General features: G+C 67.4%; 7 protein-coding genes and 2 pseudogenes. 4 read left to right on the forward strand and 5 right to left on the reverse strand.

Annotated elements, in window-relative coordinates:
• The 3 genes and pseudogenes from AB0D14_RS44480 to AB0D14_RS44490 form a co-directional block, all read right to left on the reverse strand.
• On the reverse strand, nt 1–818 hold an 818-nt coding region (locus AB0D14_RS44480), incomplete at its 3' end, for a transposase (protein ID WP_362791118.1).
• A 266-nt stretch (nt 819–1,084) separates the two neighbouring features.
• A pseudogene (locus AB0D14_RS44485) lies at nt 1,085–1,327 on the reverse strand (transposase domain-containing protein); the annotation flags it as partial.
• 206 nt (nt 1,328–1,533) lie between these two features.
• A complete protein-coding gene (locus tag AB0D14_RS44490) occupies nt 1,534–2,187 on the reverse strand; it encodes a TetR family transcriptional regulator (RefSeq protein ID WP_362791121.1) in 654 nt (217 codons plus the stop codon).
• A gap of 147 nt (nt 2,188–2,334) precedes the next feature.
• Between AB0D14_RS44490 and AB0D14_RS44495 the strand changes: the two genes are divergently transcribed.
• Nucleotides 2,335–2,757: a nuclear transport factor 2 family protein gene (locus AB0D14_RS44495; RefSeq protein WP_362791124.1), complete on the forward strand. Its 423-nt coding sequence runs from the start codon at nt 2,335–2,337 to the stop codon at nt 2,755–2,757.
• A 465-nt stretch (nt 2,758–3,222) separates the two neighbouring features.
• On the opposite strand, the gene AB0D14_RS44500 is transcribed toward AB0D14_RS44495, so the two are convergent.
• A complete protein-coding gene (locus AB0D14_RS44500; RefSeq protein ID WP_362791127.1) occupies nt 3,223–3,456 on the reverse strand; it encodes a hypothetical protein in 234 nt (77 codons plus the stop codon).
• 109 nt (nt 3,457–3,565) lie between these two features.
• Here AB0D14_RS44500 and AB0D14_RS44505 point away from each other — a divergent pair, with 109 nt between their 5' ends.
• The 3 genes from AB0D14_RS44505 (at nt 3,566) to AB0D14_RS44515 (ending at nt 5,995) form a co-directional block, all read left to right on the forward strand.
• A complete protein-coding gene (locus AB0D14_RS44505) occupies nt 3,566–4,528 on the forward strand; it encodes a class I SAM-dependent methyltransferase (RefSeq protein WP_362791130.1) in 963 nt (320 codons plus the stop codon).
• A 358-nt stretch (nt 4,529–4,886) separates the two neighbouring features.
• On the forward strand, nt 4,887–5,825 hold the full coding sequence (locus tag AB0D14_RS44510) for an oxidoreductase (RefSeq protein WP_362791133.1): 939 nt from the start codon (nt 4,887–4,889) through the stop codon (nt 5,823–5,825).
• A complete protein-coding gene (locus AB0D14_RS44515) occupies nt 5,825–5,995 on the forward strand; it encodes a hypothetical protein (RefSeq protein ID WP_362791136.1) in 171 nt (56 codons plus the stop codon). The genes AB0D14_RS44510 and AB0D14_RS44515 overlap by 1 nt, the downstream gene beginning before the upstream one ends.
• A gap of 203 nt (nt 5,996–6,198) precedes the next feature.
• Here the strand turns inward: AB0D14_RS44515 and AB0D14_RS44520 are convergent.
• Nucleotides 6,199–6,348 (reverse strand): annotated as a pseudogene (locus AB0D14_RS44520) (DUF4158 domain-containing protein); the annotation flags it as partial.
• Nucleotides 6,349–6,489: the final 141 nt, after the last annotated feature.

The raw sequence follows: 6,489 nt of genomic DNA on the forward strand, positions 1-6,489 counted from the left end.
TGATCGGCGGGTTCGAGGACGGTGACGTCGAGGCGGGTCACAGTGCGGCTGGTATTGGGGCGGCCGTCGTCACGCCGCTCGCTGTAGCGGGACATCGGTGATTTGACCTTGCGGGTGCTGACCCGCTGCCGACGGGGCGGGAGCAGGCCAGTGAGGATCCGGCGGCCGAGCGTCCCCAGGAGCATGTCCCGATCGATGTCCACGGGGATGATGCCGGTGGCCTGGATCACCTGGTCGCGGGCGGTGTGGAGCGCGATGCTGAAACAGCAGCGGTCCGGGTCGGTGCCCGGGAGGGACTCGGCGGCGTCGACCATCACGGTGCGCAGGGCCTGGTAGAGCGTGAGCAGGGACCACATCTCCTGCTCGATGCCTGCCGGCTCGCCCGAGCGCAGGTTGCGCCCGTTCAGGATCGTGTGGCGGAGCGCGTAGTACGCCGATTCGTGCTCCCACCGCTGGTGATAGAGACCCACCAGCACGGAGGCCGGGTAACGGCGGGCGTCGGTCAGGGTTGTGACCAGTCGGTAGGACCCGGTGAAGGACGTGCCGTCCGCGCAGGTCACAGCGATCTGTGCGTCGATGATCCGCACTTTCACGGTGCCGATCGCAGAGAGGTAGGAGCCGTCGATGAGGAGGGTGAGGACCGGCGTGCGCCGGTTGCTGCGGAGCCGACCCAGGACCTGGGCGCCGGTGTCAGTGACCCCAGCGAGGAAGGCGTTGCTGTCGAATCCTTTGTTCCACAGCACCAGCATGTCCGGCCGCAGCAGCTGCAGCAGCCGGCCGGCGTAGCTTGTCTCGCCCTCGGCGGTGGGGCCGAACACCGCGCCGACCAGGGCCGGGTGCCGGTCTCGATCAGCGTCATCAGCTCCAGCGTCGGATAGCCATGATGCGAAGTCCTGCCCAGCCAGGCCCGGTTCCGTTCGGAATCGGGGACTCTCAGCGAACTGCAGCCGTCGAACGACACCATCCGGTAGGGGCCGAACCGCGCCCCTGGCGTCGCTGGCCGGGCCAGCAGCCCGGCCAGCACCTCGAACAACGCCCGCACCGGCGCGCTGCCGATCCGCCGGCGCAGGTCACGCAATGCCTTCGCCGACGGACAGACCACTGGCATCCCGGACAGACCCGCGGTCAGCTTGTCCCAGACCAGCCGGTAGCCGACCTCAGGGAACAGGCACATCGCCAGCAGGAAGTAGACCCCGACCCGCGATGGCAGATCACGCAGCCTCTGCTGCACCGTCCTCGTCTCTGCAAGGACCGTGTCCACGAGCTCGAACGGCACGACGGCAGTCAACTCGCCCAGATGTCCGGGAGCGAACCGGCCCGCGGCCACGGTGACCGTACGGGTGATGGTCGTCAGCGCAGACGGCAGGACACAATGACGGGGCAACGGAGCTCCTTCGGGACAAGCTGTCTTGGTCGACTGCCTGTACCAACGAGCTCCGTTGCTCTGCGTCGGGAATCCTTCAACTCCCTTGCGTAACCTGCGAAAACGTTAACTACCCGGCCTTGGGTCAAGGCCCCATTTCAGGCCGCCCCCTATCGCGTCACCAGGGGCAGGCCGGATGCGGTTGCCGCCACCATGCGCGTCAGTGTCGGGTGGAACGGCGGGAACGCCCCCGCGATCTCCGGCTCGCGCGCGTACAGTTCACGCAGCGCCTCGGGCGGGCGGGTGAGGGGAAACAGCTTCGCGACGAAAGCGCTGGCTGTCATCACAAGTGCGGCGCCATCGGCGGGGGTCAGTTCGGGGCAGGCGGCGGAGATGCGCTGGCCGATCGCCCAGTAGGTGTCGATGGCCCACCTTTTGAAGACCTTCAGTACCTCCACGGACACGTTGTGCTCGAGCATCGTCTCCGCGTGCGTGGTCAGATCACAGTAGAGCGGCCGGTCCACGAAGGCATCCGCGAGAACGCCCGCCGTTGCCTCCGTCCCGCTCACCTCCTGCAACCGGGCATTTACCTCGCTCGCCCACTCAGAGCCTGCGCTCATCAGCAGATGGAGGTAGATCTCCTCACGCGTCCCGAAGTAGCGCAGCACGTTGGACTTGGCGAGTCCGACCGCGGTGGCGATGTCCTGCAGGCTGACCCTGGCCACGCCGGAGCGCTCGGCGAGCTCCCGAGCGGCGGTGAGGATGGCCTCGCGGCGCTGGTCCTTCTGATCAGGGCGTCGAGCCCGCTGGAATGGCGCTGACATGACCGTTCATCCTAGTCCAGATCTAACAGAACACCCATCTCTTGTTAAGGAATGGGCGTTCTGTTAGTGTTCCGGCATCCGCCAGCCCCATCGCGCTCCCGGGAGTGAACGACCATCTCCGCCACCTCGACCAACCTCGGTCAGACCATGGACGACTTCGTTGCCGCCTTCAACGAGCCGAGCCCTGATCTCGACAAGGTCATGTCTTTCTTCGCCGACGACGCCGTGTACCTGCCCGGACATCTTCCGGAGCGACGTGGCATCGCGGCGATCCGCAAAGAGTTCGAGCCGCACTTCGCCGGCCGCTATGGCGCCATGCACTTCGCCGTGTACGACAAGATCGTCGACGAGCCGAACCGGCGCGCCACGATCCGCTGGGCCTGCCGGCTCGACATGAGCGGAGAGTCCGGCCGTCGCGTGCCGTTGCCACTGCGCCTGTTCGCCCGTGCGCGCTACGGCGGCCGCATGCAGTGGCACGGTGTGGACGTGTTCCACTTCGACACCGCAGGACGTATCAGCGGCAAGTTCACCTACGCCATGTTCCGGCTGCCGCTGTGGGAGCGAGGCTGACAGGTCTCCCCGACGGTCCGAACCACCCGAGACGACCCCAGGCGACGATGCCCGTCACACCTCCCCATGGGGGAAAGAGGGTCTGCGCGCATATATACGGAACCGAAATGACACTTCTCAAGTCCTGGCGGCCCGTGCTCGCCTTCGTGGTCACCGGCGGACTCCTGGCGTCCCTCTGTTACTTGGCGCTGCGGCCAGAACATCTCCTGTCCGTACCCGAGGGGGCCGCCTCCGGGTCGCTCGCCATGCGGCCCTGCGACTACGACACCGAAGCCGGAACCGTCGCCGCCGACTGCGGCACACTCGCCGTCCCGGAAAACCGGCGCGACCCCAAGTCCGAGCTGATAGCACTTCCGGTCAATAGAAGCGATGTTGGTCAACTTGCCTCTTGGACGACTGAGTTTGCGACCGACCGACTCACCGACAGTTCCCGCGCCTGCTCCGCGCTCCCGAAGCTGCTGCGCCTCACCGACCCCGGCCCGCGAGCAGCTTCAGGCGCTGCCCGCCTCGGCAGCACCGATCGGCATCAGCAACGACGGACGGGTCATTGACGTCGACATAGACGCCGCGCCGCACATCCTGCTCTGCAGCGGCACCGGCGGAGGCAGCACGACCATCCTGCGCATCCTCACCGCTCAGTTCGTCCACCAGGGCGCCCATGTTCTGGTCCTCGGCCACACTGGACGGCACGGCCGCCATGCCGCAACGAGGCCCGGCAGCGGACGGAAATACGGGCGCTCCCCCGTGATCGTTAACGACTTACAACCGGTTCCACCCCCCAAGCACTTCCGACAGTAAAGGTTTACGCATGTCCCTGCCTCCACACCCCCCCATCCTTCGTCTGGAGAACGACCCATCCACCACGCTAGACAGCGCGACCTGGGCGCTGGCGGCCCTTATCGCCACCCTGGACGAGACCGCCACGAAGCCGTTAGCCGACGTCCTGACGGCGAATCCGCACCGCACCGCAGTACTTGAAGCGGTCGGACTGATACAGCGGGACGGGGACGCGCTGACCCTGCACCCGTCGTGCCAGTACCCCGACGGGCCAACGAATCGCGCCGCGGCGCAAGCACGCCTCAGTGCGCTGCGCCAGGCGGTGGCGGCAGCCGCGGGAAAACAAGGTGCAACCGGCGGCTGGGCGGATCAGGACGAAGAGGTGCTGCGCAACCAGGGCCGCGCGTCCGCGGCCACCGGCCGCGCCATCGCCGGCAAGGTCGTTCCCGCACTGCCAGGTCTTGCGGAACGGCTGGACAGCCAGGGCAGCCGCATCCTGGACATCGGCACCGGCATTGCGGCTCTGGCGTTGGCCCTGGCGGAGGCGTTCCCCCGCACGGAGGTTGTGGGCATCGACGTTATGGAGCGTGTGCTGGAACTGGCGCGCAAGGAACTGGCTGACACCCGTACCGAGGCCGCCGACCGTGTCATCCTGCGGCATGCCGACGTCGTGGGCATTACGGAGCGGGCCGCCTACGACCTGGTCTGGCTCCCCGCGCCCTTCCTGTCGGAAGATGCGCTGACCCAGGCCGTGCCGAGGCTGGTCGAGGCGCTGAAGCCGGGTGCCTGGATCGTCGTCGGCACCAACCCGGCGGGCTCCGATCCCTTGCGTCGTGCTGTCGCCGGCTGGCACGCCGTACGCAACGGTGGCAATGCCTACGACGTAGACCGGATGACGGCCACGCTCACCGCACACGGCCTGCGGGACGAACGGCAGTTCCCTACGGTGCCTGGCGGGCCTGTGCTAGTCGCGGCACAACACGTCGGAACGTGATGCTGCGAAAGAGCGTCCCGTGAATGATCTGCAGTGCACCAAGGCAGGGCGTCGACCAGGGCCTGGCTATAGGACGGCATTCCGGACGCTTCAATGGTGAAGGAACACTTTCACGCCTCGATGATCTAGATCAAGGACATCGCGGCGGAAGCGCACTGACCCGGGTCGCGACATGCTGACCCGCAGACCTGCGCGACATGCCGGTCAGAAATCGATGCAAGGCGACCGACGCACTCGAAGAGCCCCTGCCTGGGCGGATGTCCCTGGATGCTGGCAATGGTACGGATGAGGGCGGGGAGGTATGGGTCTCGCCCCTGGAGCGATCATATGAACGAACATTCATTTGGAGGTATGTGAGATGACGTGGACTACCGCTGACATCCCGGACCAGCACGGTCGGACGGCCGTGGTGACCGGTGCCAACGGCGGGCTCGGACTGGTGACCGCTCGCGAGCTCGCCGCGAAGGGCGCGCATGTCGTTATGGCGGTGCGCAACCAGCAGAAGGCCGTCGAGGCGGTCGAGCGGATCCGTGCGAGCGTGCCGGACGCGTCCTTGGAGCTGGTGGTGCTGGACCTGTCCGCGCAGGCTTCGGTGCGCGAGGCCGCGACCCAGATCCTGGGCGCGCACCAGCGCCTCGACCTGCTGGTCAACAATGCGGGCGTGATGGGCATCTCCGAGACCAGGACGGTGGACGGCTTCGAGATGCAGTTCGGCGTCGACCACCTGGGCCACTGGACACTCACTGCGCTGCTTCTGCCCGCGCTACTGCGCACGCCCGGGTCCCGGATCGTGACGGTTACCAGCACCGCGCACCACATGGGTCGTGCCGTTGATGTCGCTAACCCGCACATGGAGGGCCGCTATGGGCCGTGGCGCGCCTACGGCCAGGCCAAGCTTGCGAACTTCCACTTCGGCCTGGGCCTACAACGCGAGCTGGAGCGGGCCGACGCGAACACGACCAGCCTGATCGCGCACCCCGGCCTGTCCGACACCGACCTGCAGTCGGTCAGCGTTCAGCAGTCGGGCGGCGGCGTGTCGCAGCGGTTCTTCCACACCTTGGCCCGGTACACCGGCATGTCCGCCGATGGCGGCGCGCTGCCCCAACTGCGCGCCGCCACCGACCCGGCCGCGAGGGGCGGCGAGTTTTACGGTCCGCTTTTCGTCAACAACGGAGCGCCGGTGCGCAAGCCGATCCTGCGCAAAATGGGGATGCAGAGCGCCATCGCCAAGCTGTGGCAGGTCTCCGAGCGCGAGACCGGCATAGCGATCGACCCTCGTGCCTCGAGCACCGCCTGATGGCGGCCCCGGCGGACCGGGCGGCGGCCGTACGCGCCATCCTGCGCACGTTCGTCGCCCGCAACGGCTTCCACGGCGCATCGATGGGCGCGGGGGCGCGTGAGGCGGGGATGGCCACCGGCACCGCCTGCACCCGCCACAAATCCAACTCGCCCGACTTCACCCCGTGAATGCCCCGCGTCCGCTCCAGCGCGGCCTTCTGCCCCCGCCCCGACACCTCCCGCGGCCCCTTGCGCCACCCCTCCAGCACGGACCGCGCCGCCCCCTCCGGAACATCAAGGAGCTCCAACAGCCCCCGGCGAAACCCCAGCTCCACCGGCGCGTCCACCACCGAGTGGATCAGCGCCTGCTCACCGGTACGGACCTCACCGGCCAGCCGGGCCAGCTGCGTGAGCCCCGGCATCAACACCCGGTTACGCAGCAGCCACGTCACCGCCCGGTCGAACAGTGCACGCGGCCCCTCGTTCGACACCCACACCCGCTCAGCGATGTACTCCCGCAGGGCCAGATCGCCGTCCTCGAAGTCGCGGACCCCCCAGCAGCTTCCGGATCTCCCGGGCGTGCTCGTGCTAAGAAGTCATCTCATTTGGATGACTCGGTAGAATCTCCGTCATGGTGGGGATTGTTGAGCGGTTGGTGCCGGACGAGTTGTGGGAGTTGTTCC

The sequence above is a fragment of the Streptomyces sp. NPDC048484 genome (assembly GCF_040651415.1).
Lineage (GTDB): Bacteria > Actinomycetota > Actinomycetes > Streptomycetales > Streptomycetaceae > Streptomyces.

Excerpts from the sequence above, each read along its gene's own strand:
- AB0D14_RS44490 (WP_362791121.1), bottom strand. The coding sequence starts at position 2,187 with ATGTCAGCGCCATTCCAGCGGGCTCGACGCCCTGATCAGAAGGACCAG.
- AB0D14_RS44495 (WP_362791124.1), top strand. The coding sequence starts at position 2,335 with ATGGACGACTTCGTTGCCGCCTTCAACGAGCCGAGCCCTGATCTCGAC.
- AB0D14_RS44500 (WP_362791127.1), bottom strand. The coding sequence starts at position 3,456 with ATGGCGGCCGTGCCGTCCAGTGTGGCCGAGGACCAGAACATGGGCGCC.
- AB0D14_RS44505 (WP_362791130.1), top strand. The coding sequence starts at position 3,566 with ATGTCCCTGCCTCCACACCCCCCCATCCTTCGTCTGGAGAACGACCCA.
- AB0D14_RS44510 (WP_362791133.1), top strand. The coding sequence starts at position 4,887 with ATGACGTGGACTACCGCTGACATCCCGGACCAGCACGGTCGGACGGCC.
- AB0D14_RS44515 (WP_362791136.1), top strand. The coding sequence starts at position 5,825 with ATGGCGGCCCCGGCGGACCGGGCGGCGGCCGTACGCGCCATCCTGCGC.